This window comes from Acidovorax sp. SDU_ACID1, assembly GCF_045291395.1.
In the GTDB taxonomy this organism is placed as follows: domain Bacteria; phylum Pseudomonadota; class Gammaproteobacteria; order Burkholderiales; family Burkholderiaceae_C; genus MR-S7.
Genome location: NZ_CP152342.1, coordinates 3416256 through 3443125, shown reverse-complemented (window position 1 = coordinate 3443125; position 26870 = coordinate 3416256). Strand labels below are relative to the sequence as shown.

At 68.4% G+C, this 26870-nt stretch carries 20 protein-coding genes and 3 pseudogenes; 17 read left to right on the top strand and 6 right to left on the bottom strand.

Going from position 1 to position 26870, the window contains the following annotated elements; all coding sequences use genetic code 11:
* The first annotated feature begins 29 nt into the window (after positions 1-29).
* Entirely contained in the window at positions 30-1019 is a 990-nt protein-coding gene (locus tag AAG689_RS16915; RefSeq protein WP_406622984.1) for a tripartite tricarboxylate transporter substrate binding protein BugE, read from the top strand.
* Positions 1019-1912 (top strand): N-formylglutamate amidohydrolase, encoded by an 894-nt coding sequence (locus tag AAG689_RS16910; RefSeq protein ID WP_406622983.1) that lies wholly within the window; start codon positions 1019-1021, stop codon positions 1910-1912. Before AAG689_RS16915 ends, AAG689_RS16910 begins: the two co-directional genes overlap by 1 nt.
* A 54-nt stretch (positions 1913-1966) precedes the next feature.
* Here AAG689_RS16910 and AAG689_RS16905 read toward each other — a convergent pair whose 3' ends face one another.
* The 6 genes and pseudogenes from AAG689_RS16905 to ugpB all read right to left on the bottom strand — a co-directional run bounded on the left by AAG689_RS16905 (position 1967) and on the right by ugpB (position 9473).
* Positions 1967-4411: a DUF3772 domain-containing protein gene (locus AAG689_RS16905; RefSeq protein WP_406622982.1), complete on the bottom strand. Its 2445-nt coding sequence runs from the start codon at positions 4409-4411 to the stop codon at positions 1967-1969.
* 68 nt (positions 4412-4479) lie between these two features.
* Positions 4480-5220 (bottom strand): annotated as a pseudogene (gene ugpQ / locus AAG689_RS16900) (glycerophosphodiester phosphodiesterase); the annotation flags it as partial.
* Positions 5217-6227 carry a sn-glycerol-3-phosphate ABC transporter ATP-binding protein UgpC gene (ugpC, locus tag AAG689_RS16895; protein ID WP_406622981.1) on the bottom strand — a complete coding sequence of 337 codons (1011 nt, stop codon included), beginning with the start codon at positions 6225-6227 and terminating at the stop codon, positions 5217-5219. The pseudogene ugpQ and the gene ugpC, both read right to left, overlap by 4 nt.
* Positions 6228-6289: 62 nt before the next feature.
* Positions 6290-7144 (bottom strand): sn-glycerol-3-phosphate ABC transporter permease UgpE, encoded by an 855-nt coding sequence (gene ugpE / locus AAG689_RS16890; protein WP_034691679.1) that lies wholly within the window; start codon positions 7142-7144, stop codon positions 6290-6292.
* Positions 7145-7149: 5 nt separating this feature from the next.
* Complete coding sequence (gene ugpA, locus AAG689_RS16885; protein WP_406622980.1) at positions 7150-8031, bottom strand: sn-glycerol-3-phosphate ABC transporter permease UgpA; 882 nt, start codon at positions 8029-8031, stop codon at positions 7150-7152.
* A 131-nt stretch (positions 8032-8162) separates the two neighbouring features.
* On the bottom strand, positions 8163-9473 hold the full coding sequence (gene ugpB, locus AAG689_RS16880; RefSeq protein WP_406622979.1) for a sn-glycerol-3-phosphate ABC transporter substrate-binding protein UgpB: 1311 nt from the start codon (positions 9471-9473) through the stop codon (positions 8163-8165).
* Between the two features lie 241 nt (positions 9474-9714).
* Here ugpB and serA point away from each other — a divergent pair, with 241 nt between their 5' ends.
* From serA to AAG689_RS16805, 15 genes and pseudogenes are all read left to right on the top strand, one after another.
* Complete coding sequence (gene serA, locus AAG689_RS16875; RefSeq protein ID WP_406622978.1) at positions 9715-10944, top strand: phosphoglycerate dehydrogenase; 1230 nt, start codon at positions 9715-9717, stop codon at positions 10942-10944.
* Between the two features lie 15 nt (positions 10945-10959).
* Complete coding sequence (locus AAG689_RS16870; RefSeq protein ID WP_406622977.1) at positions 10960-11847, top strand: LysR family transcriptional regulator; 888 nt, start codon at positions 10960-10962, stop codon at positions 11845-11847.
* 79 nt (positions 11848-11926) lie between these two features.
* Entirely contained in the window at positions 11927-13915 is a 1989-nt protein-coding gene (locus tag AAG689_RS16865) for an aconitase family protein (RefSeq protein ID WP_406622976.1), read from the top strand.
* A 23-nt stretch (positions 13916-13938) separates the two neighbouring features.
* The gene (locus tag AAG689_RS16860) at positions 13939-14907 is read left to right on the top strand and encodes a tripartite tricarboxylate transporter substrate binding protein (protein WP_406622975.1); all 969 of its coding nucleotides are present in this window, start codon (positions 13939-13941) and stop codon (positions 14905-14907) included.
* Positions 14908-14916: 9 nt separating this feature from the next.
* On the top strand, positions 14917-15414 hold the full coding sequence (gene rraA, locus AAG689_RS16855; protein ID WP_406622974.1) for a ribonuclease E activity regulator RraA: 498 nt from the start codon (positions 14917-14919) through the stop codon (positions 15412-15414).
* Between the two features lie 136 nt (positions 15415-15550).
* Positions 15551-19471 carry a DUF3683 domain-containing protein gene (locus AAG689_RS16850; protein WP_406622973.1) on the top strand — a complete coding sequence of 1307 codons (3921 nt, stop codon included), beginning with the start codon at positions 15551-15553 and terminating at the stop codon, positions 19469-19471.
* Positions 19468-19893 (top strand): HIT family protein, encoded by a 426-nt coding sequence (locus AAG689_RS16845; protein ID WP_020230578.1) that lies wholly within the window; start codon positions 19468-19470, stop codon positions 19891-19893. Before AAG689_RS16850 ends, AAG689_RS16845 begins: the two co-directional genes overlap by 4 nt.
* 62 nt (positions 19894-19955) lie before the next feature.
* Positions 19956-20354: a gamma-butyrobetaine hydroxylase-like domain-containing protein gene (locus AAG689_RS16840; RefSeq protein WP_406622972.1), complete on the top strand. Its 399-nt coding sequence runs from the start codon at positions 19956-19958 to the stop codon at positions 20352-20354.
* 78 nt (positions 20355-20432) lie between these two features.
* On the top strand, positions 20433-21164 hold the full coding sequence (ubiE, locus tag AAG689_RS16835; RefSeq protein WP_406622971.1) for a bifunctional demethylmenaquinone methyltransferase/2-methoxy-6-polyprenyl-1,4-benzoquinol methylase UbiE: 732 nt from the start codon (positions 20433-20435) through the stop codon (positions 21162-21164).
* 37 nt (positions 21165-21201) lie between these two features.
* Positions 21202-22218 (top strand): Tim44 domain-containing protein, encoded by a 1017-nt coding sequence (locus AAG689_RS16830; protein ID WP_406622970.1) that lies wholly within the window; start codon positions 21202-21204, stop codon positions 22216-22218.
* A 48-nt stretch (positions 22219-22266) separates the two neighbouring features.
* Entirely contained in the window at positions 22267-22815 is a 549-nt protein-coding gene (locus AAG689_RS16825) for an SCP2 domain-containing protein (protein WP_020230582.1), read from the top strand.
* Positions 22812-24377, top strand: coding sequence for a ubiquinone biosynthesis regulatory protein kinase UbiB (ubiB, locus tag AAG689_RS16820; RefSeq protein WP_406622969.1), 1566 nt, complete (start codon positions 22812-22814; stop codon positions 24375-24377). The genes AAG689_RS16825 and ubiB overlap by 4 nt, the downstream gene beginning before the upstream one ends.
* A gap of 38 nt (positions 24378-24415) precedes the next feature.
* Positions 24416-25866 (top strand): annotated as a pseudogene (locus tag AAG689_RS16815) (sodium:solute symporter family protein).
* 53 nt (positions 25867-25919) lie between these two features.
* A pseudogene (locus tag AAG689_RS16810) lies at positions 25920-26063 on the top strand (FmdB family zinc ribbon protein); the annotation flags it as partial.
* A gap of 183 nt (positions 26064-26246) precedes the next feature.
* Positions 26247-26870 carry a DUF502 domain-containing protein gene (locus AAG689_RS16805; protein ID WP_406626360.1) on the top strand — a complete coding sequence of 208 codons (624 nt, stop codon included), beginning with the start codon at positions 26247-26249 and terminating at the stop codon, positions 26868-26870.

The window sequence follows — 26870 nt, the reverse complement described above, 5'->3', positions numbered from 1 at the left end:
GCGCAACACAACACCCCGAGGAGAACGCCATGGCCCTGCGCCGCACCCTGCTGCTATCCACCCTTTGCACGGCGGCCGCCGCCCTTGCGCCGCTGGGGCATGCTCAGGCCCAGGCGGGCGACTACCCCAACCGCCCCATCAAGTTGATCGTGCCGTTCGCGCCCGGCGGCTCCACCGACATGGTGGCCCGCCTGCTGGCCGACAAGATGGGCCCCATCCTGGGCAAGGCCGTGGTGGTGGACAACAAGGGTGGCGCGGGCGGCTCCATCGGCGCCGACGCGATCGCCAAGGCCGCGCCCGACGGCTACACCATCGGCATGGCCACGGTGAGCACGCACGGCGCCAACCCTGCCATCTATGCCAGGCTGCCCTACGACGCGGTGAAGGACTTCGCCCCCATCACCAACGTGATGAGCGTGCCCAGCGTCTTCGTGGTGCACCCCAGCGTGCCCGCCAGGAGCATGAAGGAGTTCGTGGCGCTGGCCAAGGCCAACCCGGGCAAGTACACCTTCGCGTCGCCCGGCACCGGCTCGCTGGGCCACGCCAACATCGAGAACTTCATGAACCTGGCGGGCATCGAGCTGCTGCACATCCCCTACAAGGGCGCGGGCCAGGCCGCGACCGATGCACTGGCGGGCCAGGTGAATGCGATGACGGACAACCTGCCCTCCACGCTGGCCAACATCCAGTCGGGCAAGCTGCGCCCGCTGGCCGTGCTGGCCCTCAAGCGCAGCCCCGTGCTGCCCGACGTGCCCACCTACACCGAGCTGGGCTACGCCGGCATGGGCGATGGCGGGTGGTTCGGCCTGGTAGCGCCCGCGGGCACGCCCAAGGAGATCATCGCCAGGCTCAACGCCGCCGCGCACAAGGCCATGGCCATGCCCGACTACCTGGAGAAGCAGAAGGGCATCTCCGGCGAATCCATGGCGAACACGCCCGAGGAATTCGCCAAGCAGATCGATGCCGCCATCGCGCGCTACACCGCCGTGGCCAAGCGCGCCAACATCAAGCTCGACTGATGGCCGAAGACGACCTGAGCCCCCGGCCGGACACGCCGGTCGAGGTCTGGCTGCCCACGGGCGGGGCGCTGCCGCTGGTGTGCGACTCGCCGCACAGCGGCACCGCCTACCCCGCGGATTTCGGCCACGCCGTGCCGCTGGCGCTGCTGCGCCGCGGCGAGGACACGCACGTGCACCGGCTCTGGCACAGCGCCCCGGCGCACGGCGCGACGCTGATCGCCGCGACCTTTCCGCGCACCTACATCGACGTGAACCGCGCCGAGACCGATCTGGACCCGGCGCAGATCGACGGCGCCTGGCCCGTGCCGCTGCAGCCCGGCCCCAAGACCCGGCAGGGCCTGGGCTTGGTCTGGCAGCGCATCGTCAAGGACGGCGTGCCCACGCCGCTCTATGCGCGCAAGCGCACCGTGGCCGAGGTGCAGCACCGCATCGAGCGCTACTGGCGGCCCTACCACGCGCAGCTGCAGCAGGCCATCGACGCCAGCGTGCAGCGCTTCGGCTGCGTGTGGCACCTGAATCTGCACTCCATGCCCAACGACGTGTACCTGCGCCTGGGCCGCACGGACGCGCCGCCGCTGGCCGACTTCGTGCTGGGCGACCGCGACGGCACCACCTGCGCGCCGGAGTTCATCCGCCTGATCGGCGACACCCTGCAGGGCTTCGGCTACAGCGTGGCCTACAACGAGCCCTACAAGGGCGTGGAGCTGATCGGCCGCATCGGCCAGCCGCACCTGCGCCGCCACAGCCTGCAGATCGAGATCCGCCGCCCCGTGTACATGGACGAGGACACGCGCGCGCCCAACGCCGGCTTCGCCCCGCTGCAGCAGCACCTGGACCGCCTGCTGGCCGTGGTGGCGGAGTACGTGCGCGGGCAGCTGCAGAAATACCAGTGAAATAGGCCTCCAGCGCTTATCCAGCAAGCGCTGGCAGCTATTGAAAGAGAAGCGTCAGAGCTTTTCCGAGAGCGGCGGCGGCTCCTGCGCGCTCTCGCGCTGCGCCTGCGCCACCGACGTGGTGGCGGGCGGCGACAGGGCTAGGCCCGCCTCGCGCAGCGCGTCGAGGATGGCGAACAGCACGTCGCTCTTCACCCCGCCCGCGCTGCGCGGGCTGCCCACGTAGCCGATCGCCAGGAAGGTGAGCGTGCCGTTCTGGATGCCCTCCAGCGTGACCGAGGGTGCGGGCGTCTCCAGGATGCCCTCGTGCGCCTCGAAGGCCTGCAGGATCAGCGCGCGCATGCGCCGCGCGTCGGTGTCCAGCGGCGCGGGCAGGCGCAGCAGCACGCGGCCCTGGGCGCCGCCCAGCGTCATGTTGCGCACGGTCTTGGTGATGAATTCCGAGTTCGGCACGATGACCGTGGAGCGGTCGCCCAGCTGGATCTCGGTGGCGCGCACGTTCACGCGGCGCACGTCCCCCTCGGTGTCGCCCAGCACCACCCAGTCGCCCACCTTCACCGGCCGCTCTGCCAGCAGGATCAGGCCCGAGATGAAGTTCTGCACGATGGCCTGCAGCCCGAAGCCGATGCCCACCGACAGCGCGCTGGCCACCCAGGCGATGCGCTCCACGCTGATGCCCAGGCCCGCCAGCGCCACGGCGATCACCACCACGCCGCCCACGTAGCCCAGCAGCGTGACGATGGAGCTGCGCATGCCCGGCTCCAGCGCGGTTTGGGGAAAGTAGCGGTCGCTCAGCCAGTGCTGGACGACGCGGATGGCCGCGAAGCCCGCGCAGGCCACCGCCAGCGCCGTGAGCAGGGCGGTGGGGGCCAGCGTGAACTCGCCGATCTTCAGGCTGTGGTCCACGGTGCTGCCCCGGCGGAAGACCTCGTCCGGGCCGGTGCCCAGCGGCGCCATGAGCGCGATCGCCATGTAGAAGAACAGCAGCAGCCGCAGCACGCCCGAGGCGAGCACTGCGGCCTGGTCCAGCAGCCGCGCATCGAGGCCCAGCGCGGTGTGCACGTGCGTGCCCAGGCTGCCCTTGGACGACAGCAGCGCCTCGCTCAGGTCGTCCACCAGCATGCACAGCAGGTAGACGGTGGCGAAGACCACGCCGGACCACACCATCTGCCGTGCCACCAGGCCCGCCAGCGCGATGAAGCCGAACGCCACCGCCAGCACGATGGCCACCACCGCCACCCCCGCGCAGGCCAGCACCAGCCCGAGCCACAGGGGGCGGGCGGGCGGGCCCTCCCGCGGCGCGCCCTCCTGGGGCGGGGGCGCGTCTGCCTCGCGCGTGCGCACGTGGCGCAATGCCGTGGCCACGGCGGCGGCGAGCAGCAGCGCGAAGAACGCGAGCGTGAGCGCCTCGCTGGCGAGGCTGGCGCCGACGAGGGCGTTCACGTCCGCTACCAGCGCGCCCGCCGCCGACAGCAGCGCGATCCACCAGGGGAAGGGGGCGAGGCGCTCGGCCTGCGCGTCCGACAGCGGCAGCGGGCGCCAGGAGCTGCGCCGGCGCGCCAGCAGCATGTGCCCCAGCGTGATGACGAAGGCCGCATAGGCGGCGGTGCGCACGCTGGCCTGTTGCAGCGCCTGCAGAGGCTCGGACAGCGTGCCGCCCAGCCGCAGCGCGCCCCAGGCCATCTGCAGCGCCGCGCCGATGAGCAGCATGTTGGCCACGATGGCCGCCGCCGCCAGCAGCGAGCGGCGCAGGCGCGCGGCGGGCAGGCGCGGCGGCAGCACGCGCACCAGCAGGCGCTCGGCCACCCAGGGGCCGGCCACGGCCAGCAGCAGGGCCAGCAGCAGCGAGCCTGCGAACGCGCCGCGGCGCGGCGAGTCCAGCGCGGCCGTGGCGGCTCCGCGCAGGTCCTGCCACAGCACCTGCAGGCGCGCGCGGTCGCCGGGCACGGCCGCCTGCAGGTTGCGCCAGAAGCTGGCGCTCAGGGGCGAGTCGGTGCGCGAGGTGAGCGCGGCCTGGAACTGCGCGCGGCGCTGGCGGATGAGGTCGGTGGCACGCTGCTCGGCGTCCACGGCGATCAGGCGCGCGAGCTTCAGCTCGCTGTCGATGGCGGCGCGCTGCTTGGCCAGGGCGGTGCGCTGTTCCACCACGTCGGGCGCGTCGACCGGCTTGCCCTTGTCGGGCGCAGGGCCCAGGCCCTCCAGGCGCAGGTCCACGTCGGCCAGGTCGGCGGCGCGCAGCGCGGCCAGCCGCTCGGCGGCGGTGCCGATGGCGTTGACCCGGGCGACCAGCTTGCGCCCGTCGTCGTCTTCGCCGAGCTGCGCGGGGATGGCGTCGAGCTGCCGGCGCAGCTCGTCCACGTCGGGCGGCGGGGCCTCGCTGTCGGCCTTGGCGGCGGTCGCCTGCGCCGCAGGGGGCGCCGCCTGCGCGGCCCGTGCCTGCGGCAGGCCGGCCAGCGCGCAGGCCAGCAGCAGGGAGGAGAGAAAAAGGCGGATCTGCATCGCGCGCATTGTCGGGCCGCGCCGGGCCGCCGCGTGCAGGAAGAGGCCGCGAATGGGTCAGCCGGCGGCGGGGGGAAGAGGTCCACGCGGTCGGTGATGATGCCGTCGGTGTTCAGGCCGACCAGGCGCTCGGCGGCCCACTCGTCGTTCACGGTGTAGCTCAGTGCGCGCAGGCCGGCCAGGTGCACCTCGGCCACCAGGGCGCTGGTCCACAGCGCGTGGTTGCACACCACCGCCACGCAGCCGAGCTGGCGCGCGGTGTCCAGCCAGCCGCCGTGCAACTGGTCCAGCAGCAGGCCGCGCGGCAGGTGGGGCGCGGTATCGCGCGCACCGGCCAGCGCCTGCGGCTGGAACGAGGTCAGCAGCGGGGGCACGGCCTGCCCGTGCCACAGGCGCGCGGCGAGCAGCGCCACGGCGCGGCCGGTGGCGTCCTCGGTGCCGGGCGTGGGCTTGATCTCGATGTTGAGGTGGTGGCCGTTGGCGATGCACCAGTGCGCCACGTTGGCCAGCAGGGGCAGGGGTTCGCCCGCGTACTGGCGCGAATGCCAGGCGCCCGCGTCCAGCTGGGCCAGCGCGCTCCAGGGCTGCTCGCCGCCGATGCCCTGGCCGTTGGTCGTGCGCTCGAGCGTGGCGTCGTGCATCAGGAAGACCACGCCGTCGCTGCTCAGCTTGGCGTCGCACTCGAACATGCGGTAGCCGTGCTGCGCGCCCAGGCGGAAGGCGGCCAGCGTGTTCTCGGGCGCGAGCCGGCCGGCGCCGCGGTGGGCGATCCAGCGCGGGTAGGGCCAGGGGGTGCGCGAAGGGGTCATGCCATGCGCTTGCCGGTGGCGGCCTCGAAATGGTGGATGCGGTCTGCGCGCGGCGTGACCTGCAGCGTGTCGCCCGGCCGGGGCGCGGGCGCGCCTTCCTCGATGCGCACGGTGATCGCGTCGTCGCCCACGCGGCCGTAGACCAGGCGCTCGGCGCCCAGCAGCTCCACCGTGTCCACCCGCATGGTCCAGCCGCCGGAGGGCACCACGTCCAGGTGCTCGGGGCGGATGCCGAGGATAGCGCCTTGCTTGCCGCCCGGCGCGTTCTTGAGCAGGTTCATGGGCGGCGAACCGATGAAGCTGGCGACGAAGGTGGAGGCGGGCGTGTGGTAGACCTCCTCGGGCGTGCCGAACTGCTCCATGTTGCCGGCGTTCATCACGATCATGCGCTGCGCGAGCGTCATGGCCTCGACCTGGTCGTGGGTCACGAACAGGCTGGTGATGCCCAGCTCGCGGTGCAGCTTCTGGATCTCGATGCGGGTCTGGGCGCGCAGCTTGGCGTCGAGGTTGGACAGGGGCTCGTCGAACAGGAACACCTGCGGCTGGCGCACGATGGCGCGGCCCATGGCCACGCGCTGGCGCTGGCCGCCGGAGAGTTCGCGCGGCTTGCGCTCCAGCAGGTGACTCAGTTCGAGGATCTTGGCGGCCTTGTCCACGCGCGCCTTGATCTCGTCCTTGGGCACCTTTGCGATCTTCAGGCCGTAGGCCATGTTCTCGAAGTTCGTCATGTGCGGGTAGAGCGCGTAGTTCTGGAACACCATCGCGATGTCGCGCTGGGCGGGCTCCAGGTTGTTGACCACGCGCGGGCCGATGGCGATCTCGCCGCCGCTGATTTCCTCCAGCCCTGCGACCATGCGCAGCAGCGTGGACTTGCCGCAGCCCGAGGGGCCGACGATGACGATGAATTCGCCGTCCTTGATCTCGGCGTTCACGCCGTGGATGACCTGGTTGGCCTTGGGCCCGTGGCCGTAGCGCTTGACGACGTTGCGAAGGGAAAGAGATGCCATGATGCTAGTCTTTTAATAGCTGCTTGCGCTCTATGGATAAGCGCTGGAGGCTGATTCGATGCTTATTTCTCGGTGTCGACCAGGCCCTTGACGAACCACTTCTGCATGAGGATCACCACCAGCGCCGGCGGCAGCATGGCGAGGATGGCGGTGGCCATGACCACGTTCCATTCCACGTACACCTCGCCGAAGATGGCGCGCTTGATGCCGAGCACGATGGGGTACATGTCTTCGCTGGTGGTCACCATCAGCGGCCACAGGTACTGGTTCCATCCGTAGATGAACTGGATCACGAAGAGCGCGGCCATGGTGGTCTTGGACAGGGGCAGCAGCACGTCGAGGAAGAAGCGCATGGGCCCCGCGCCGTCGATGCGCGCGGCCTCCACCAGTTCGTCGGGCACGGTCAGGAAGAACTGGCGGAACAGGAACGTGGCCGTGGCCGAGGCGATCAGCGGCACGGTGAGGCCCGCGTAGCTGTTGAGCATGCCGAGGTTGGAGATGACCTCGTACGTGGGCCCGATGCGCACCTCCACCGGCAGCATCAGCGTGATGAAGATCATCCAGAACACCACGGTCTTGAGCGGAAAGCGGAAGTAGACGATGGCGAAGGCCGAGAGCAGCGAGATGGCGATCTTGCCCACGGCGATGACCACGGCCATCACTAGGCTCACCCACATCATGGGCCAGCCGGCGGCTATTGTTGAGCCCGCATGCGTCTTGCCGCCGAAGAGGGCGAGGCGATAGGTTTCGATGAAGTTGTCGCCCGGCAGCAGCGACAGCGGGTGGCTGGAGGCGATCTGCTCGGCCGACTGCGTGGAGGCGATGAAGGCCAGGTAGACCGGGAAGGCGATGACCAGCACGCCCACCACCAGCACGGCGTGGGCGACGAAGTCGAGGACGGGGCGGCGTTCGACCATCATGATCAGTATTGAACCTTTTTCTCGACGAAGCGGAACTGCACCACCGTGAGCGCGATGACCACGGCCATCAGCACCACCGACTGCGCGGCCGAGCCGCCCATGTCCAGCGCCTTGAAGCCGTCGTAGTACACCTTGTAGACCAGGATGGCCGTCTCCTTGCCGGGGCCGCCGTGTGTGGCGGCATCCACCGTGCCGAAGGTGTCGAAGAACGCGTAGATCACGTTCATCACCAGCAGGAAGAAGGTGGTGGGCGAGAGCAGCGGGAACACGATGGTCCAGAAGCGCCGCCAGGGCGAGGCGCCGTCGATGGTGGCGGCCTCGATGAGCGAATGGGGGATGGACTGCAGGCCCGCGAGGAAGAACAGGAAGTTGTAGGAGATCTGCTTCCACGCCGCGGCCATGACGATCAGCGCCATGGCATGGTTGGCATTGAGCAGGTGGTTCCAGTCGAGGCCCATGGACTGCAGCGCGAACGAAATCACGCCGTAGGGCGAGGCGAACAGCATCAGCCACAGCACGCCGGCCACCACGGGCGCGACGGCGTAGGGCCAGATGAGCAGCGTCTTGTAGAAGCCCGCGCCGCGGATCACGCGGTTGGCCATGACGGCCAGCAGCAGCGCCAGCGTCATGGACGAGGCGGCCACCAGCACCGAGAAGATGGCGGTGGTCTTGAACGAGTCGAGGTAGCTCGGGTCGTTCCACAGGCGCTCGAAGTTGGCCATGCCCACGAATTCGCGGCTGGTGCCGAAGGCGTCTTCCTGCAGCACGCTCTGGTAGAGCGCCTGGCCCGCGGGCCAGAAGAAGAACACCACGATGATGGCCATCTGCGGCACGATCAGGAGCCAGGGCAGCCAGGCGGATTGGAAGAGAACGCGTTTTTCCATGGGGTGGCGCGGTGGGGTGGAGAGTGCTGGCCCTCAAACAGAAAATGCAGATGGGCTGCATCTGCATTTTTGCGGGAGGAAGCGTGCAAAGGGGCGTGAAGGGGGCGCAGTGTACTGCGCCCGCCGTCGCGTCAGCCCTTGTTGGCCTTCTGGAAGCGCTCGAGCTGCTCGTTGCCGCGCTTGATGGCGGTGTCCACCGCTTCCTTGGGCGTCTTCTTGCCGCTCCACACGCCTTCCATCTCCTCGTCGATGATGGTGCGGATCTGCACGAAGTTGCCCAGGCGCACGCCGCGCGACTTGTCGGTGGTCTTGCGGATCATCTGCTCCACCGACACGTCGGTGCCCGGGTTCTGCTTGTAGAAGCCGGACTTCTCGGTCAGCTCGTACGACGCCTTGGTCACTGGCAGGTAGCCGGTGCGCTGGTGGCTCTTGGCCGCCACCTCGGGCTGCGACAGGTAGGCGAAGAACTGGGCCACGCCCTTGTACTCGGACGCCTTCTTGCCGCTCATGACCCACAGGCTGGCGCCGCCGATCACGGTGTTCTGCGGCGCGCCCGGCACGTCGGGGTAGTAGGGCAGGGTGCCGATGCCGTAGTCGAACTTGCCGTTGCGCTTGACGTTGCCGTACAGCGCCGAGGAGCCGGTGGCCATGGCGCACTCGCCCGAGACGAAGGTGGCGTCGGCCGCGTTGCCCCGGCCCTTGTAGACGAACAGGCCCTGCTTGGCCATGTTGGCCAGGTTCTCGATGTGGCGCAGGTGCAGCGGCGTGTTGAACGCCAGGCGCGTGTCCAGGCCGCCGAAGCCGTTGTTCTTGGTGGCGAACAGCACGTTGTGCCAGGCGGAGAAGGTCTCCAACTGCGTCCAGCTGATCCAGCTCGTGGTGAAGGGGCACTTGTGGCCGCTGGCCTTGAGCTTGGCGGCGGCGGAGGCCACTTCGGGCCAGGTCGTGGGCGGCTTGTTCGGGTCCAGGCCCGCGGCCTTGAAGGCGTCCTTGTTGTAGTGGAACACCGGCGTGGAGCTGTTGAAGGGGAAGCTCAGCATCTGCCCGTTGGGCGCGGTGTAGTAGCCGGCCACGGCGGGCACGTAGTCGTTCGGGTTGAATTTCACGCCGCCGTCCTGCATCACCTTGCCCACGGGCACGATGGCGCCCTTGCTGGCCATCATGGTGGCGGTGCCCACCTCGAACACCTGCAGGATGTGCGGCGCGTTGCCGGCGCGGAAGGCGGCAATGGCGGCGGTCATCGACTCGTCGTAGCTGCCCTTGAAGGTGGGCACGATCTTGTAATCCTTCTGGCTGGCGTTGAAGTCCTTGGCCAGGTCGTTGACCCACTCGCCCAGGGCGCCGCCCATGGAGTGCCACCACTGGATCTCGGTCTGCGCCTGCGCGGGAAGGCAGACCGATGCGGCGACGGCGGCGGCAAGCGCCAGTTGTTTGAATTGCATGAATACTCCTTGTGTATGCGGTCGAAGGCACGGCGCACGGTAGGCGGCCTGCGTGACAAGAATATGACGTTTTCGCACAAGTCACGCCCATGTCACAACCGGGGTAACCCCTCGGCGCGGCCGGCGCGCTCGCCAAAGATGGACGGTTCATAGGGACTTTGCTGCGATGCACAATGCTCCGAGACCGCGCTGCACTCTGCCAGCGCACCGCCCGCCCTGCAACCCATCCCGCTCAAAGGCCATGCTCAAGACTTCCCTGGACAAAGCCAAGATCAAGTTCCTGCTGCTCGAAGGCATCCACCCCTCCGCCGTGCGGGTGCTGCACGATGCGGGCTACACGCAGGTGGAGGCGCTCTCCGGCGCATTGGAAGGCGAGGAGCTGCGCCGCAAGATCGCGGACGTGCACTTCCTCGGCATCCGCTCGCGCACCCAGCTCACGGCCGACGTGTTCGCGCATGCGCACAAGCTGGTGGCCGTGGGGGCGTTCTGCATCGGCACCAACCAGATCGACCTGGACGCGGCGCGCGAGCGCGGCATCGCCGTGTTCAACGCGCCGTATTCCAACACCCGCTCCGTGGCCGAGCTGGTGCTGGCCGAGGCCATCCTGCTGCTGCGCGGCGTGCCCGCCAAGAATGCCGCCGCGCACCGCGGCGGCTGGCTCAAGAGCGCCGACAACGCCTACGAGATCCGCGGCAAGACGCTGGGCATCGTGGGCTACGGCTCCATCGGCACGCAGCTCTCGGTGCTGGCCGAAGGGCTGGGCATGCATGTGGTCTTCCACGACGTGGTCAACAAGCTGCCGCTGGGCAACGCGCGCCAGGCGCCGTCGCTGAAGGCGCTGCTGGAGCAGGCCGACATCGTGAGCCTGCACGTGCCCGAGCTGCCCTCCACGCAGTGGATGATCGGCCCGGCCGAGATCGCGGCCATGAAGCCGGGCGCCATCCTCATCAACGCCTCGCGCGGCACGGTGGTGGAGATCGAGCCGCTGGCCGAGGCCGTCAAGGCCGGCAGGCTGCTGGGCGCGGCGGTGGACGTGTTTCCCGTCGAGCCCAAGAGCAACAAGGACGAGTTCACCTCGCCCCTGCGCGGGCTGGACAACGTCATCCTCACGCCGCACATCGGCGGCTCCACCATGGAGGCGCAGGCCAACATCGGCCTGGAGGTGGCGGAAAAGCTGGTCAAGTACAGCGACAACGGCACCAGCATCACCTCGGTGAACTTCCCCGAGGTGGCGCTGCCCGCACACCCCGGCAGGCACCGCATCCTGCACGTGCACCGCAACGTGCCCGGCGTGCTCTCGGCCATCAACCAGGTGTTCGCCGACAACCACATCAACATCTCGTCGCAGTACCTGCAGACCAACGAGAAGGTGGGCTACGTGGTGATCGACCTGGACGCGCAGTCGTCCGAGCTGGCGCAGGAAAAGCTCGCCCACATCCCCGGCACCATCCGCAGCCGCGTGCTGTTTTGAGCCCGGTTCAAGAGGGTGGCCCGCCGCATCGATCCTTACAGCGTGCGACTGCTGGTCGCCGCTGTCCAGACGGGGTCGATCGTCCGGGCGGCTGCGCAGGAGCACATCGCTCCCTCGGCGCTGAGCCGGCGGCTGGCGGATCTTGAACATGCCTTTGGCACGCCGCTGCTGATCCGCTCGCCACGCGGCGTGACGCCCACCGATGCCGGGCGCATGGTGCTTGAGCGTGGCGAAAAGATCGACGATGAACTGCAGGCGCTGGCACGCGACGTGCAGACCATGGGCAGCGAGGTGCGTGGCACCGTGCGCCTCTACGCCAACATGTCGGCCGTGATCGGCTTTCTGCCCGAGCGCTTGCGCGACTTCATGGCGCGTTATCCCGCCGTGCAGGTATCACTGCTGGAGTGCGATACCCGCGACGTGATCCGGGCTTGCCTCGACGACTTGGCCGATGCCGGCGTCGGTGTTGGCGTGCCCGCGCAGGCGGGCCTCGAATCCTGGCCATTCGCCTTGGACCCGCTGCAGGTGGTGTTGCCCGCAAGCCACGCACTCGTGGGGTGCGAGGCCCTGGGTTTTGCCCAAGTGCTCAATCTCCCCCTGATCGGCGTGAACCAGGGTGGTGCGCTGGACCGCTCGTTGCACGAGCGCGCCGCGGCATTGCAGCGGCCGCTGTCCATGAAGGTTTCGGTAAGCAGCTTCGATGCCGTCTGCCGCATGGTAGAGGCCGGGCTGGGCATTGCCGTGATCCCGCGCAGTGCCGCCGCGGCCTACGCCGGTAGCCCCCGCTTTGTGCGGCTGCCGCTGGATGAACCCTGGGCCATGCGCGAGCTGCGGCTGTTCGCCCTGCGCAAATCGCCCCGGCCGCGTGCCGTCGAAGCCCTGATCCACGTGCTTCGTGGGTAAACCCGGATATCGCGTTTTGCGCGACCCGGTCTGACGCATCAGCGCTTTGCGGTGCCCATCCGGCTGGCGAAGATGAGGCATGCCAGCTTCATCGCCAGCCATTGCGGATGCAATCCGCTTCTCGCCCCACGTGCTCTTTCTGAGCCAGTCGTTTGATGCCGTCCACCGCAGCCTGCAGGGCGAGCGGCTGCGGCTGGACGAGGCCATGCCGCTGCGCGACGATGTTTCGACTGACGAGATCACGCCGCTGCCCATCCTCACGCACTATGACGACAAGCTGGGCCGCTATCCGTACACAGGCTTGCGGGCGGGCGGTGCCATGCCGATCGGCATGGACGCCATACGACTGCACGGCGTCGAAGTGGTGGTGGCCGGCCGGCGCTATGGCAAGGGTTCATCGCGCGAACACAGCCCGGCTGCGGAAAAGCTCGCCGGCGTGCAGCTGGTCATTGCCGAGAGCTTCGAGCGCATCTACCGCCAGAACGCCGACAACATCGGGCTCTTCACCTCGACCGACTTCGGGTTGATCGAACGCATCCAGGCCGGTGCGGCGATCCCGGTGGCTGAATTGGTGGCTGACCGCGACGCGTTGGCCGCGGCCATCCTCGAAAGCGGCGGACTCCTGCGCTTCGGCCAGAGCCGCATGCAGGACGTGCGCCCGGCTTCCGAGGTGGATGGTGGGCGGCCCCGCACGCTGTTCGAGAAGATCGTGGCCCGCCACGCACTGGCGACCGCGTTGACCGGTGCGCACCCTGCGCCCGGCGAAGGGGCCTTCGTGCGGGCCGACTGGCGCTTCATCCACGAGTACTACACCGGCATGGCGGCGCACATGCTGCATGCCACTTTCGGCCGCCCGCTCGCGCTGCACGATCCGGCATCGGTCATCGTCTTCGAGGATCACACTTCCTACGTGGAGGAAAGCCCCGCGCACATGCGCGGCGGCCTGGTGCCGAACGTGCACCGCATGGTCGAGGCGCAGCGCGCGTTCGCTTTGGCCTATGGTCTGCGCTCGCACCGCACGCTGACCGAGGCAGAGGCCGCGCGGGACGACGGGTCGAACCAGGCCGGCATCTCGCATGCCATGGTGGCCGAGCATTACGCGCTGCCCGGCCAGCTCGTCGTCGGCACCGACTCGCACACGCCCCACAGCGGCGCATTGGGCTGCGTGGCCTTCGGCGTGGGAACGACCGACATGGCCAACGCCTTCATGACGGGCGCCGTGCGCATGACCATGCCGCAATCGCTGCGCATCGAACTGGGCGGCCGCGTGCCCGCGGGCGTGACGGCCAAGGACATCGTGCTGCACCTGCTGGCGCTGCCCTTCATCCGCGAAGGCGGCGGCGTCGGCAAAGTGTTCGAATTCTGCGGCGAGGCCATCGCGCAGCTCTCCACCGACGAGCGGGCCACGCTGACCAACATGACGGCCGAGCTGGGCGGCTTCACCGGCATCGTCGCGCCCGACGCGGAAACCGTGCGCTTCCTGCGCGAGCGGCGCGGCGTCGATTGCGTGATCGAACCCTGGATGCACAGCGATGAAGGAGCTGCCTATGCCGGCACCCTCCACGTCGATTGTGGCGCCGTGCCGCCCATGGTGGCACGCCCGGGTGACCCGGGCAATGGCTTGCCGCTGTCGCAGGTGCGGGAGCCGGTGCGCATCGATATTGCCTACGGCGGCTCGTGCACCGCGGGCAAGCGTGAGGATTTCGACCACTACCACGCGGTGCTGCGCTGGGCGGCTGACCGGGGGCTGAAGGTCGCGCCGCACGTGGCGCTGTTCCTGCAGTTCGGTACGACGGCCGTGCGCAACCACTGCATCGCGCAGGGCTATATGGATGCCTTCGAGAAGGTAGGCGCGCGCATGTTGCAGCCGTCCTGTGGCGCCTGCGGCAACTGCGGCCCGGGCGGTTCGGTGCATGAGAACCAGGTCACGGTCAGCGCCATCAACCGCAACTTTCCCGGCCGTGGCGGCCCGGGTCAGGTCTGGCTGGCCAGCCCGCCCACCGTGGCGGCCAGCGCCATCGCCGGAGAGCTGCTGTCCTTCGCCGCGCTGCAGCAGCGGCACCCCTAGATTCATACCACCAGGAGACCCCCATGTCCTTCATCCGCTCCAGGCGGGGCGCGCTCGCGGCCCTGCTCGCTCTGGGCTGCCTTGGCACCGCCCACGCACAATCCGACAAACCGCTTCGACTGGTCGTGCCACTTGCGGCCGGCTCTACCGTGGATGCGGTTGCACGGGCCCTCGCGCCTGGCTTCGGCAAGGCTGCGGGGCGTCCCGTCGTGGTCGAGAACATCGTGGGCGCCGGCGGCATACCAGGCACCAGCCAGATCGTGAAGGCTCCGAAGGACGGGCTCACGCTTGGCATGATTTCCTCCAACCACGTCATCAATCCCGGCATCTACAAGTCGATTCCCTACGACACCCTGAAGGACATCACCCCCATTGCCGTGCTCGCCACGGTGCCGCTGGTGCTCGTCGCCCATCCAACGCTGCCCGTCAAAAGCGTGAAGGAACTCCTGGCCTACGCCAAGAACCACCCGGGGCAGTTGAACTACGGCTCGGCTGGCAATGGCAGCACGCTGCACCTGGCAGGCGAACTGCTCATCAGTGAAACCGGCATCGACATGCGGCACGTGCCTTACCGCGGGACCGGCCCGCTCGTCACCGACCTGATTGGCGGGCAAGTGCAACTGGGCTTCGTCTCGATCTCGCAGGTCAGCCCGCACGTGAAGTCTGGGGCGCTGCGGGCACTGGCCGTGTCGACGCCGTCGCGTTCCGCCGCGCTGCCCGACCTGCCGACCTTGGCGGAGGCAGGGGTGGCGAACTACAGTTTCGACGCGTGGATTGCGCTGATCGGGCCTGGTGGCCTGCCGAAACCGGCCGTGGAAAGCAGCCACGCCGCCGTGCAGGCCGCGCTGGCCTCGCCCGAGGCGAAGGCGTCCATGGCGGCGCAGGGGCTCACGATATTGGATATCGGCCCCGATGCGGCGCCTGCCTTCTTCGAGTCCGAGCTGGCAAAGCACCAGAAGCTGGTCAGGCAATCGGGTGCCACCATCGATTGAGCGCCCCAGATGACGACGTATGCCACAGCCGACCTGTGCGACCGCTTCGGCGCACAGGCACAGGTGTGCCGCGCCCCTCTGCGGCCTTATGGGAGGCACAGGGCCGCGCAGGGGCTCATCGACTGCCTCCAGTGCTGCGAGGACGCCGCATCGCTGCGCACGCAGTTGGCGCGGCCTGGGAATGGCCGCATTCTCGTGGTCGATGGGGGCGCGTCGCTGCGCGTGGCGCTCCTTGGCGATCGCATGGCCCGGATGGCCATCGACAACGGCTGGGGCGGCGTCGTCATCAACGGCGCGGTGCGCGACGTGGGTCACCTGCAATCGATGGACGTCGCGGTGTGGGCGCTCGGCCATGTGCCCTTGCGGGCGGATGCGCCGGAGCGGGGAAGGTCAGGCGTCGAGGTCAGCTTTGGGCAGGCGGTGTTCCGGCCGGGCGATTTCATTTGCCTGGATCAGGATGGTGTCGTGGTTCTATCGCAGGCGCTGCTGAATGGATTTGCTATATAAACAGTAGCTGCTTGCGCTTTATGGGCAGGTGCTGAAGGGCATTTTTGCCATGGATGGGCGGCCGTAGGGGCGGTCGCATAAAATTTCGACCCCCGAGGCACAGGGGCGCCGCCCGCGCCCGACCCAGGTTGATCCCATGAATGTTCCGATAGCGCTGGCCGCCCTGCAGCAAGCCCAGGGCGCCGAGCCCGCCCGCCTGCGCGAGATTCCGTACAACTACACCTCGTTTTCCGACCGGGAAATCGTCATCCGCCTGCTGGGCGCTTCCGCCTGGGACGTGCTGGACCAGCTGCGCCGCGAGCGCCGCACGGGCCGCTCCGCGCGCATGCTCTACGAAGTGCTGGGCGACATCTGGGCCGTGCAGCGCAACCCCTACCTGCAGGACGACCTGCTGCACAACCCGGCGCGGCGCAAGCTGCTGGTGGACGCCATGCTGCACCGCATGGCCGACATCGAGAAGCGCCGCCTGCCGCAGGAAGACGCCGGGCGCGACCGCCTCGTGGGCCAGCTCGTCGAGGCCGCGCGCCGCGCCATCGCCGAGTTCGACGCCACGCTGGTCGCGGTGGGCGAGCTGCGCCGCAAGGTGCAGCGCCGCCTGAGGCCGCACACGGCCAAGGACAACATCAAGTTCGACGGCCTCTCGCGCGTGAGCCACGTGACCGACGCGACCGACTGGCGCGTGGAATACCCCTTCGTCGTGCTCACGCCCGACACCGAGGCCGAGATGGCCGAGCTGGTCAAGGCCTGCACCGAGCTGGAGCTGACCATCATCCCGCGTGGCGGCGGCACGGGCTACACGGGCGGCGCCATTCCGCTCACCTGGCGCAGCGCTGTCATCAACACCGAGAAGCTGGAGGCCATGACCGAGGTGGAGATGCGCCGCCTGCCGGGCCTGGATGGCGAAGTGGGCACGATCTGGACCGAGGCCGGCGTGGTCACCCAGCGCGTGGCCGACGCGGCCGAACGCGCGGGCTTCGTCTTCGCGGTCGATCCGACGAGTGCGGAGGCGAGCTGCATCGGCGGCAACATCGCCATGAACGCGGGCGGCAAGAAGGCCGTGCTGTGGGGCACGGCGCTGGACAACCTGGCGAGCTGGCGCATGGTCACGCCCGACGCCGAGTGGCTGGAGGTCACGCGCATCGGGCACAACCTGGGCAAGATCCATGACGCCGAGGTGGCCAGCTTCGAGCTGCAATATTTCGCCGCCGACGGCAGGACGCCGCTGCGCACCGAGCGCCTGGACATCCCCGGCAAGACCTTCCGCAAGGAGGGCCTGGGCAAGGACGTGACGGACAAGTTCCTCTCCGGCCTGCCCGGCATCCAGAAGGAGGGCACGGACGGTCTCATCACCAGCGCGCGCTGGGTGGTGCACCGCATGCCGGACCACACGCGCACCGTGTGCCTGGAATTCTTCGGCAACGCCAAGGACGCGGTGCCCAGCATCGTCGAGATCAAGGATTTCATGTTCGCCGAACAGAAGCGCTCGGGCGTGCTGCTGGCCGGCCTGGAGCACCTGGACGACCGCTACCTGAAGGCCGTGGGCTACGCCACCAAGAGCAAGAAGGGCAACGGCGGCCTGCCCAAGATGGTGCTGATCGGCGACCTCGTGGGCGACGACCCGGACGCCGTGGCCCGCGCTGCCGCAGAGGTGGTGCGCATCGCCAACTCGCGCAACGGCGAGGGCTTCACGGCCGTGAGCGCCGAGGCGCGCAAGAAGTTCTGGCTGGATCGCAAGCGCACGGCCGCCATCAGCCGCCACACCAACGCCTTCAAGATCAACGAGGACGTGGTCATCCCGCTGCCGCGCATGGCGGAGTACACCGATGGCATCGAGCGCATCAACATCGAACTGAGCCTGCGCAACAAGCTCAAGCTGTGCGACGCGCTGCAGGACTTCTTCGCCCACGGCAACCTGCCGCTGGGCCGGCAGGACGACGCGGGCGAGATTCCTTCGGCCGAGCTGCTGGAAGACCGCGTGCAGCAGGCCCTGGCCCTGGTGGCCGAGGTGCGCGCGCTGTGGCAGGGCTGGCTGGATGGGGTGGAGGCGCTGTTCCCCCAGTTGCAGGATCACACGCTGCGCGCGAGCTGGAAGACCCAGCTCAAGAAGCCCCTGGCCGGCATCTTCGCCGGCGCCGCCTTCCAGCCCATCCTCGACGAGGCCGCGGCCATCCACAAGCGCGTGCTCAAGGGCCGCGTGTGGGTGGCGCTGCACATGCACGCGGGCGACGGCAACGTGCACACCAACATCCCGGTCAACAGCGACGACTACGAGATGCTGCAGACCGCGCACGAGGCCGTGGCCCGCATCATGGTGCTGGCGCGCCGCCTGGACGGCGTGATCTCCGGCGAGCACGGCATCGGCATCACCAAGCTGGAGTTCCTCACCGACGAGGAGCTGGCGCCGTTCGCCGAGTACAAGCGCCGGGTCGATCCGCAGGGCCGCTTCAACCGCGGCAAGCTGCTACGTAATCAGGAGCTGCTCGCGCAGGATGGACGGGCGCTGGAGGGCGATTTGACGCGCAAGTCGCTGATGTTCGCGGACCTCACCAACGCCTACACGCCCAGCTTCGGCCTCATGGGGCACGAGTCGATCATCATGCAGCAGAGCGACATCGGCGACATCGTCGCCAGCGTCAAGGACTGCCTGCGCTGCGGCAAGTGCAAGCCCGTGTGCTCCACCCACGTGCCGCGCGCCAACCTGCTCTACAGCCCGCGCAACAAGATCCTGGCCACCTCGCTGCTGGCCGAGGCGTTCCTCTACGAAGAGCAGACGCGCCGGGGCGTCAGCATCCAGCACTGGCAGGAGTTCGAGGACGTGGCCGACCACTGCACCGTCTGCCACAAGTGCTACACGCCGTGCCCGGTCAAGATCGACTTCGGCGACGTGACCATGGCCATGCGCAACCTGCTGCGCAAGATGGGCAAGAAGAGCTTCCGCCCCGGCAACAAGCTGGCCATGGCCATGCTCAACGCGACGAACCCCGACACCATCAACCTGCTGCGCGCGGGCATGGTCAACGTGGGCTTCAAGGCGCAGCGCCTGGCCGTGGACGCCCTGCGCGGCCTGGGCCGCGCGCAGACCGCGCGCCCGCCCGCCACCGTGGGCACAGCGCCGGTCAAGGAGCAGGTGATCCACTTCGTCAACAAGAAGCTGCCCGGCGGCCTGCCCAAGAAGACGGCGCGCGCGCTGCTGGACATCGAGAACAAGGACTACGTGCCCATCATCCGCGACCCGCAGGCCACCGGCGCGGACACCGAGGCGGTGTTCTACTTCCCCGGCTGCGGCTCCGAACGCCTGTTCAGCCAGGTGGGCCTGGCCACGCAGGCCATGCTGTGGCACGCGGGCGTGCAGACCGTGCTGCCGCCCGGCTACCTGTGCTGCGGCTACCCGCAGCGCGGCAGCGGCCAGTTCGACAAGGCCGACAAGATGATCACCGACAACCGGGTGCTGTTCCACCGCGTGGCCACCACGCTGAACTACCTGGACATCAAGACGGTGGTCGTTAGCTGTGGCACCTGCTACGACCAGCTCCAGGGCTACCAGTTCGACAAGATCTTCCCCGGCTGCCGCATCGTGGACATCCACGAATACCTGCTCGAAAAAGGCATCAAGCTGCCCGAGGGGCAGGGCGGCTACCTGTACCACGAGCCCTGCCACAACCCGATGAAGCAGGGCGACTCGATGAAGACCGTGCGCGCGCTGGTGGGCGACAAGGTGCTCAAGAGCGACCGCTGCTGCGGCGAATCGGGCACGCTGGGCGTCACGCGGCCGGACATCTCCACCCAGGTGCGCTTCCGCAAGACGGAGGAGATCCGCAAGGGCGAGGCGCAACTGCGCGCCAGCGGCGCCGTGGGCGCGCAGGACAACATCAAGATCCTCACGAGCTGCCCGAGCTGCCTGCAGGGCATCTCGCGCTACCAGGACGACCTGCAGAACGGCCTGCTCGAAGCCGACTACATCGTCATCGAGATGGCCCGCCAGATCCTGGGTGAGAACTGGCTGCCCGAGTACGTGCAGCGCGCCAATGCGGGCGGCATCGAAAGGGTGCTGGTATGACCTGCCCGCTGTGCGCATCGGACGGCGGCGCGCTGGTCTGGCGCGGCGAGCGGCTGCGCGTGATCCGCGCCGACGAGGCCGGCTTTCCCGCCTTCTACCGCGTGGTCTGGAACGCGCATGCGGCGGAGTTCTCCGACCTGGGCTCCGCCGACCGCCAGCACTGCATGGACGCCGTGGCCCTCGTCGAGCAGGCGCTGCGCGCAGCCGTGCAGCCCGACAAGATCAACCTGGCCGCGCTGGGCAACATGGTACCGCACCTGCACTGGCACGTCATCGCGCGCCATGCGTGGGACAGCCACTTTCCCGCGCCCGTGTGGGCCGCGCCCCAGCGCGCGCGCGACGCGCAGCGCGAAGCGCAGGTGCGTGCCGCGCTGCCGCAGGCCGAGGCGGCCATGCGCGCCGGGCTTGAACTATTGAATTGATAGCTGCCAGCGCTTTTCCATCAAGCGCTGGAGGCCATTTTGGTTATGAAAAGGTGACAACCATGGGCACCCCCCAGCCAGAGTCGATCACGTTGCACGGGCAGTCCCGCGTGCTGGAGGTGGCGTTCTCCGACGGCGCGCGCTTTCGCATCCCTTTCGAGCTGATGCGTGTGTATTCGCCCTCGGCCGAGGTGCAGGGCCATGGCCCGGGCCAGGAAGTGCTGCAGACGGGCAAGCGCGACGTCACCGTGGTGGGCCTGGAGCCCGTGGGCCACTACGCCGTCAAGCCCACGTTCTCCGACGGGCACGACAGCGGCCTCTTCACCTGGGAATACCTCTACGAGCTGGGCCGCGACGAGCAGGCGCTGTGGGCCGCGTACACGCAGCGCCTGGCCGAGGCCGGCGTGGACCGCGACGCGCCCATGCCGGCCAAGGTCGGCCACGGCTGCGGCGGGCACTGAGCACAATAACGACAGATGCCCCACGCGGGCGCGGGGTTGTCGCTGTACGCGGGGCTGGCGCTTGCCTAGCATCGCGCCATGAGCACCACCCATTTCGGATTTGAAACCGTCGACGAACACGACAAGGCGCGCCGAGTGCGCGGCGTGTTCGACTCCGTCGCGTCGAAGTACGACGTGATGAACGACCTGATGTCGGGCGGCCTGCACCGCGCCTGGAAGGCCTACACGGTGATGGTGGCCAACCTGAAGGAGGGCGACCAGGTGCTGGACATCGCCGGCGGCACGGGCGACCTGGCGCTGGCGTTCGCCAAGAAGGTAGGCGCCACCGGCCGCGTGGTGCACACCGACATCAACGAGGCCATGCTGCGCGTGGGCCGCGACCGGCTGATCGACAAGGGGCTGGTCCTGCCTACGCTGGTGTGCGACGCCGAGCACCTGCCGTTCCCCGACAACCATTTCGACCTCGTGAGCGTCGCCTTCGGCCTGCGCAACATGACGCACAAGGAAGCCGCCCTCGCCGAGATGGCGCGCGTGCTCAAGCCGCGCGGCCGGCTGCTGGTGCTGGAGTTCTCCAAGGTGGCCCAGCCTTTGGCGCAGGCCTACGACTGGTACTCCTTCAGCGTGCTGCCCCGCCTGGGCAAGCTGGTGGCGGGCGACGATGCCAGCTACCGCTACCTGGCCGAATCGATCCGCATGCACCCCGGCCAGGAGGAACTCAAAACCCTGATGCAACAAACTGGCTTTGGGCATGTGGACTATCACAACATGACTGGCGGCATCGTGGCCTTGCATGTTGGAATCAAGTGCTGAAGCACCTTTTTGCATTCACAAGAAAAGTGGAGAAGACATGATGAAACTGTGGTCTGTGGTCCTGGTGGCCCTGCTGGCGGTGGCGCACACCGATGCGGATGCCCGCCGCATGGGCGGCGGCAAATCCATGGGCAAGCAGTCGGGCAACGTCACCCAGCGCGAAGCAGTACGCCCGGCCGCGCCGGCTGCGCCCGCGCAGAACGCGGCCAATACCGCCGCTCCCAAGCCCGCGGCGGCACCCAACGCGGCTGCGGCCGCGCCCAAGAAGCCCTGGGGCGCCATGCTGGGCGGCCTGGCCGCGGGCCTGGGCCTGGCCTGGCTGGCCAGCTCCCTCGGCCTGGGCGCCGAATTCGGCCAGTTCCTTCTGATCGCGCTGCTGGCCCTGGTGGTCATGGCCGTGGTGGGCATGGTCATGCGTGCGCGCAAATCCGCCGCTGCCGCGCCCGGCGCGGGCGGTGCGCCGTTCGCCTTCCAGGGTGCCTCTGCGGGAGCGGGCGCAGCCACCCCGGCACAGGCCCAGACGCCGCGCCAGTACAGCCCCGACAAGGTCGGCAACGACGCTTCGGCGCGCCCCTGGGAGCGCAGCAGCATGGCCTTCCAGTCGCCTGGTGCGGGCAGCGGCGTGATGATCGGCTCGGCGCTCGCCGGTTCGCAGAACTGGGGCATTCCCGAGGGCTTCGACACCGAGGGTTTCCTGTCGGCCGCCAAGCGCAACTTCACCACGCTGCAGGCCGCCTGGGACCGCTCCGATATCGCCACCCTGCGCTCCATGATGACCGACGGCATGGTCGACGAGATCCGCGCCCAGCTCAACGAGCGCGAGCAGCACCGTGGCGGCGGCCAGCCCAACCAGACCGACGTGGTCATGCTCGAAGCGCAGCTGCTCGGCATCGAGGACCTGGGCGGCGACTACATGGCCAGCGTGGAGTTCTCCGGCATGATCCGCGAGGAGCCCTCGGCCGGCCCGAGCCCGTTCCGCGAGGTCTGGAACATGACCAAGCCCAAGAGCGGCGCCAGCGGCTGGCTGGTGGCGGGCGTGCAGGCGCTGCAATAAATGGCGCGCGCCAGCCGGGCCTTTGCGCCCGGTAATAATCGGGGGACTATGGCAACACAGTCCCCTTTTTCTTTTCTGGACGGGTTCTTCGAGCGCGTCCTGGCCGGTCCCCAGCCGCCGCAATGGCTGGTGCACGAGGTGCAGCACCGCCTGGTGCTGTTTCTCAACCACGTGCTGATGCAGGAGAAAGAGGCCATGGACCGCCTGGCCCGCCAGAGCGGCCGCGTGGCGCGGGTGCAGTGGCGCGTCTTCTCCATGGCGCTGCGCATCACGCCGGCGGGCCTGTTCGACCTGGCCCCGCCGGACGCGCAGCCCGATCTGCGGCTCGAAGTCTCCGAAACCTCGCCGCTGGCCCTGGCCCGCGGCGCGCTGGGCGGTGACCGTCCGACGATCCGTATCGAGGGCGACGTGCAACTGGCCGGCGACATCCAATGGCTGGTGGACCACGTGCGCTGGGACGTCGAGGAAGACCTGGCGCGCGTGATCGGCGATGCGCCGGCGCATGCCGTCGCGTCGGTGGCCGGCCGGGCCGCCGAGGCGCTGCGCCGCTTCGTGGGCGGGCGCGTGGCCGCCGCTTCGGACCGCTCGCCGCCATGAGCCGCTTCCTGCGGGGCGTCACCATCGTCTGGGTGGTGCTGCGCTACGGGCTGGACGAGCTGGTCCTGTCCAGTTTCTCCAAGCCCTGGCTGCGCCGGGTGACGCGCGTCATCACCGTGGGCCGCAAGCTGGACGCGCCGCGCGGCCAGCGCCTGCGCGAGGCGCTGGAGCAACTGGGCCCCATCTTCGTGAAGTTCGGCCAGGTGCTGTCCACCCGGCGCGACCTCATGCCCCCGGACATCGCCGACGAGCTGGCGCTGCTGCAGGACCGGGTGCCACCGTTCGACCCCGCGATCGCCATCGCCACCATCGAGCGCGCCTTCCGCCGGCCGCTGGAGGAGGTGTTCGTCTCGTTCGAGCGGACGCCCGTGGCCAGTGCGTCCATTGCGCAGGTGCACTTCGCGGTGATCCGCGACCGGCAGGGCCGCGAGCGCGACGTGGCCGTCAAGGTGCTGCGTCCGGGCATGCTGCCCGTGATCGACAAGGACCTGGCCCTGATGCGCATGATGGCCGGCTGGGTGGAAGGCCTGTCGGCCGACGGCAAGCGCCTGAAGCCGCGCGAGGTGGTGGCCGAGTTCGACAACTACCTGCACGACGAGCTGGACCTGATACGCGAGGCGGCCAACGCGGCGCAACTGCGGCGCAACATGGAGGGGCTGGACCTCGTGCTCGTCCCCGAGATCTTCTGGGACTTCTGCCATCCCGACGTGCTGGTCATGGAGCGCATGCACGGCATGCCCATCAGCCAGGTCGAGCAACTGCGCGCCGCAGGCGTGGACATCCCGAAGCTGGCGCGCGACGGCGTGACCATCTTCTTCACCCAGGTGTTCCGCGACGGCTTCTTCCACGCCGACATGCACCCGGGCAACATCATGGTCAGCGTGAACCCGGCCACGTTCGGCCGCTATATATCTCTGGATTTCGGCATCGTCGGCACGCTGACGGAGTTCGACAAGGAATACCTCGCGCAGAATTTCACCGCGTTCTTCCGGCGCGACTACAAGCGCGTGGCCGAGCTGCACATCGAAAGCGGCTGGGTGCCTGCCAGCACGCGCGTGAACGAGCTGGAGTCGGCCATCCGCGCGGTGTGCGAGCCGTACTTCGACCGCCCGCTCAAGGAGATTTCGCTGGGCATGGTGCTGCTGCGGCTGTTCCAGACCTCGCGCCGCTTCCAGGTGGAGATCCAGCCGCAGCTCGTGCTGCTGCAAAAGACGCTGCTCAACATCGAGGGCCTGGGGCGCCAGCTCGACCCCGACCTGGACCTGTGGAGCACGGCCAAGCCCTTCCTGGAAAAGTGGATGCTCGAGCAGATGGGCCCGCAGCGCCTTTGGCGCGAGCTGCGCGCCGAGGCGCCGCGCTACGCCAAGATCCTGCCCGACCTGCCGCGCCTGGTGCACGATTACCTGCGCCGCACGCCGCACGAGGGCCGCGCGGAGCTGCAGGAACTGCTGGCGGCGCAAAAGCGCACCAACCGGCTGCTGCAGGGCATCATCTACGGCGGCCTGGGCTTCGTGCTGGGGCTGCTGTTCATGCAGCTCTTCGTGCGCATCCGCATCTTCTAGTCCTCCCCCTCTTCATCATCTTCCTCAGGAGTACCAGCGTGTTGCTCTTCATGGTGATTGCCTACCTGTTCGTCACCATCGGCATCGGCCTGTGGGCCGCCCGGCGGGTGCAGAACACGGCCGATTTCGCGATCGCGGGCCGGCATCTGCCGATGTACATGATCATCACCGTCACGTTCGCCACGTGGTTCGGTTCCGAGATCGTGCTGGGCGTTCCTGCCAAGTTCATCGAAGGGGGCTGCACGCCGTGGTCGAGGACCCGTTCGGCGCGGGCATGTGCCTGATCCTGGTGGGCGTGTTCTTCGCGGGCAAGCTCTACCGCATGACGCTGCTGACCATCAGCGACTATTACCGCGAGCGCTACGGGCGCACCATCGAAGTCATCTGCTCGCTCATCATCATGCTCAGCTACCTGGGCTGGGTATCGGCGCAGGTCACGGCGCTGGGGCTGGTGTTCAACCTGCTGTCCGGTGGCACGGTGAGCATTCCCTGGGGCATGGCCATCGGCGTGGCGTCCATCCTGGTCTATACGCTCTGGGGCGGCATGTGGTCGGTGGCGGTGACCGACTTCATCCAGATGATCATCCTGGTCGCCGGCCTCGTGGTGCTGGCGTGGTTCGCCGCCGACATGGCGGGCGGCGCCGGCAAGGTGATCGACCTGGCCACCAGCCGCGACCTGTTCAAGTTCTGGCCCGAGCCGAGCTGGCACGAGATCATCTTCTTCATCGGCGCCGCGGTCACCATGATGCTGGGCTCCATTCCCCAGCAGGACGTGTTCCAGCGCGTGATGTCGGCCAACTCCGAGCGCGCGGCCACCCATGGCACGGTGATCGGCGGAACGGCCTACATCCTGTTCGCCTTCGTGCCCATGTTCCTGGTGGCCAGCGCCTTGCTCATCATGCCCGAGCAGACCGCCACACTGCTCAAGGACGACCCGCAGAAGGTGCTGCCTACGCTGGTGATGGACAAGATGCCGCTCGTCATGCAGGTGCTGTTCTTCGGCGCGCTGCTGTCGGCCATCAAGTCGTGCGCGTCGGCCACGCTGCTCGCGCCCAGCGTGACCTTCACCGAGAACATCTGGCGCCAGTTCCGCCCCGAGCAGACCAGCGACCGCGAGAACCTGCTGGTCATGCGCATCAGCGTGCTGGTGTTCGCCATCTGCGTGCTGGCCTATTCCATCAAGATGGAAGGCACGCCCATCTACGAACTGGTTTCCAGCGCCTACCAGGTGCCGCTGGTGGGCGCCTTCGTGCCGCTGGTCTTCGGCCTGTACTGGAAGCGCGCCAACACCCAGGGCGCGCTGTGCGCGGCGGTGCTGGGCATCGGCGTGTGGGTGGTGTTCATGGTCACGCCGGCGCTGCACGAGGCGTTTCCACAGCAATTGGCGGGCCTGCTGGCCGCCTGTGCGGGCATGGTGGCCGGCTCGCTGGGCCCCCAGGTCGTGCGCAATGCGCACGCCTCGCACCACCGCATCGTGGGCGTCGAGTGATGGGTGCCTGCCTATAATCAAAGGTTTTGCATCTTCCAGCGCCTCTTTTCGCAATGCCTATTTACGCCTACCGATGCGGCTCCTGCGGCCATGCCAAGGATGTGCTGCAGAAGATTTCCGACGCGCCGCTCACCACCTGCCCCGCCTGCGGGGCCGAGGCCTTTTCCAAGCAGCTGACGGCCGCGGGCTTCCAGCTCAAGGGCACGGGCTGGTACGCCACCGACTTCAGCGGCCGCAAGAGCGCGCCGGTGGATGCGCCTGCCGCCGCGCCGGCGGCCCCCGCGCCGGATGCTCCTAAAAGGAAGCTGCCAGCGCAAGCCCGGCAAGCGCTCCGGCCGCTTCCGACGCATAATCTCTATACAGAAGGCAAGAGCGCTTCCATGGCTGCACTGCGCAAGTGGCTGTTCACGGGTCTGCTGGTCGTCGTGCCCGGCGTCATCACCGCCTGGGTGCTCAACTGGATCGTGGGCATGCTGGACCAGACTCTGCTGATCCTGCCCGTCTCCTGGCATCCCGACAAGGTGCTGGGTTTCCACATCCCCGGCTTCGGCGTGCTGCTCACGCTGTCCATCCTGCTGATCGTGGGCGCCTTCGCCAGCAACTTCGCGGGGCGCAAGCTCGTGGAGTGGGGCGACCGGCTGGTCAGCCGCATCCCCGTGGTGCGCTCCATCTATTCGAGCGTCAAGCAGGTGTCGGACACGCTGTTCTCCGAGAGCGGCAACGCCTTCCGCACCGCCGTGCTGGTGCAGTGGCCGCGCGAGGGCGTGTGGACGGTGGCCTTCATCACCGGCACGCCCACGGGCGAAGTGGCGGGCTACCTGCGCGACGAATACGTGAGCGTCTACGTGCCCACCACGCCCAATCCCACGGGCGGGTATTTCGTGCTCATGCGCAAGAGCGACTGCGTAGAGCTGGACATGAGCATCGATGCAGCCCTCAAGTACATTGTGTCCATGGGGGTGGTGGCGCCGCCCGACTCCCTGGCACCCGAAGCCATCAAATGA

Coding starts and splice junctions, on each gene's coding strand:
- rraA (WP_406622974.1), top strand. CDS start 14,917: ATGACGACGTATGCCACAGCCGACCTGTGCGACCGCTTCGGCGCACAG.
- ugpB (WP_406622979.1), bottom strand. CDS start 9,473: ATGCAATTCAAACAACTGGCGCTTGCCGCCGCCGTCGCCGCATCGGTC.
- AAG689_RS16865 (WP_406622976.1), top strand. CDS start 11,927: ATGCCAGCTTCATCGCCAGCCATTGCGGATGCAATCCGCTTCTCGCCC.
- ubiB (WP_406622969.1), top strand. CDS start 22,812: ATGAGCCGCTTCCTGCGGGGCGTCACCATCGTCTGGGTGGTGCTGCGC.
- AAG689_RS16915 (WP_406622984.1), top strand. CDS start 30: ATGGCCCTGCGCCGCACCCTGCTGCTATCCACCCTTTGCACGGCGGCC.
- ubiE (WP_406622971.1), top strand. CDS start 20,433: ATGAGCACCACCCATTTCGGATTTGAAACCGTCGACGAACACGACAAG.
- ugpC (WP_406622981.1), bottom strand. CDS start 6,227: ATGGCATCTCTTTCCCTTCGCAACGTCGTCAAGCGCTACGGCCACGGG.
- AAG689_RS16910 (WP_406622983.1), top strand. CDS start 1,019: ATGGCCGAAGACGACCTGAGCCCCCGGCCGGACACGCCGGTCGAGGTC.
- AAG689_RS16850 (WP_406622973.1), top strand. CDS start 15,551: ATGAATGTTCCGATAGCGCTGGCCGCCCTGCAGCAAGCCCAGGGCGCC.
- ugpE (WP_034691679.1), bottom strand. CDS start 7,144: ATGGTCGAACGCCGCCCCGTCCTCGACTTCGTCGCCCACGCCGTGCTG.
- AAG689_RS16825 (WP_020230582.1), top strand. CDS start 22,267: ATGGCAACACAGTCCCCTTTTTCTTTTCTGGACGGGTTCTTCGAGCGC.
- ugpA (WP_406622980.1), bottom strand. CDS start 8,031: ATGGAAAAACGCGTTCTCTTCCAATCCGCCTGGCTGCCCTGGCTCCTG.
- serA (WP_406622978.1), top strand. CDS start 9,715: ATGCTCAAGACTTCCCTGGACAAAGCCAAGATCAAGTTCCTGCTGCTC.
- AAG689_RS16860 (WP_406622975.1), top strand. CDS start 13,939: ATGTCCTTCATCCGCTCCAGGCGGGGCGCGCTCGCGGCCCTGCTCGCT.
- AAG689_RS16840 (WP_406622972.1), top strand. CDS start 19,956: ATGGGCACCCCCCAGCCAGAGTCGATCACGTTGCACGGGCAGTCCCGC.
- AAG689_RS16845 (WP_020230578.1), top strand. CDS start 19,468: ATGACCTGCCCGCTGTGCGCATCGGACGGCGGCGCGCTGGTCTGGCGC.
- AAG689_RS16830 (WP_406622970.1), top strand. CDS start 21,202: ATGATGAAACTGTGGTCTGTGGTCCTGGTGGCCCTGCTGGCGGTGGCG.
- AAG689_RS16905 (WP_406622982.1), bottom strand. CDS start 4,411: ATGCAGATCCGCCTTTTTCTCTCCTCCCTGCTGCTGGCCTGCGCGCTG.
- AAG689_RS16805 (WP_406626360.1), top strand. CDS start 26,247: ATGGCTGCACTGCGCAAGTGGCTGTTCACGGGTCTGCTGGTCGTCGTG.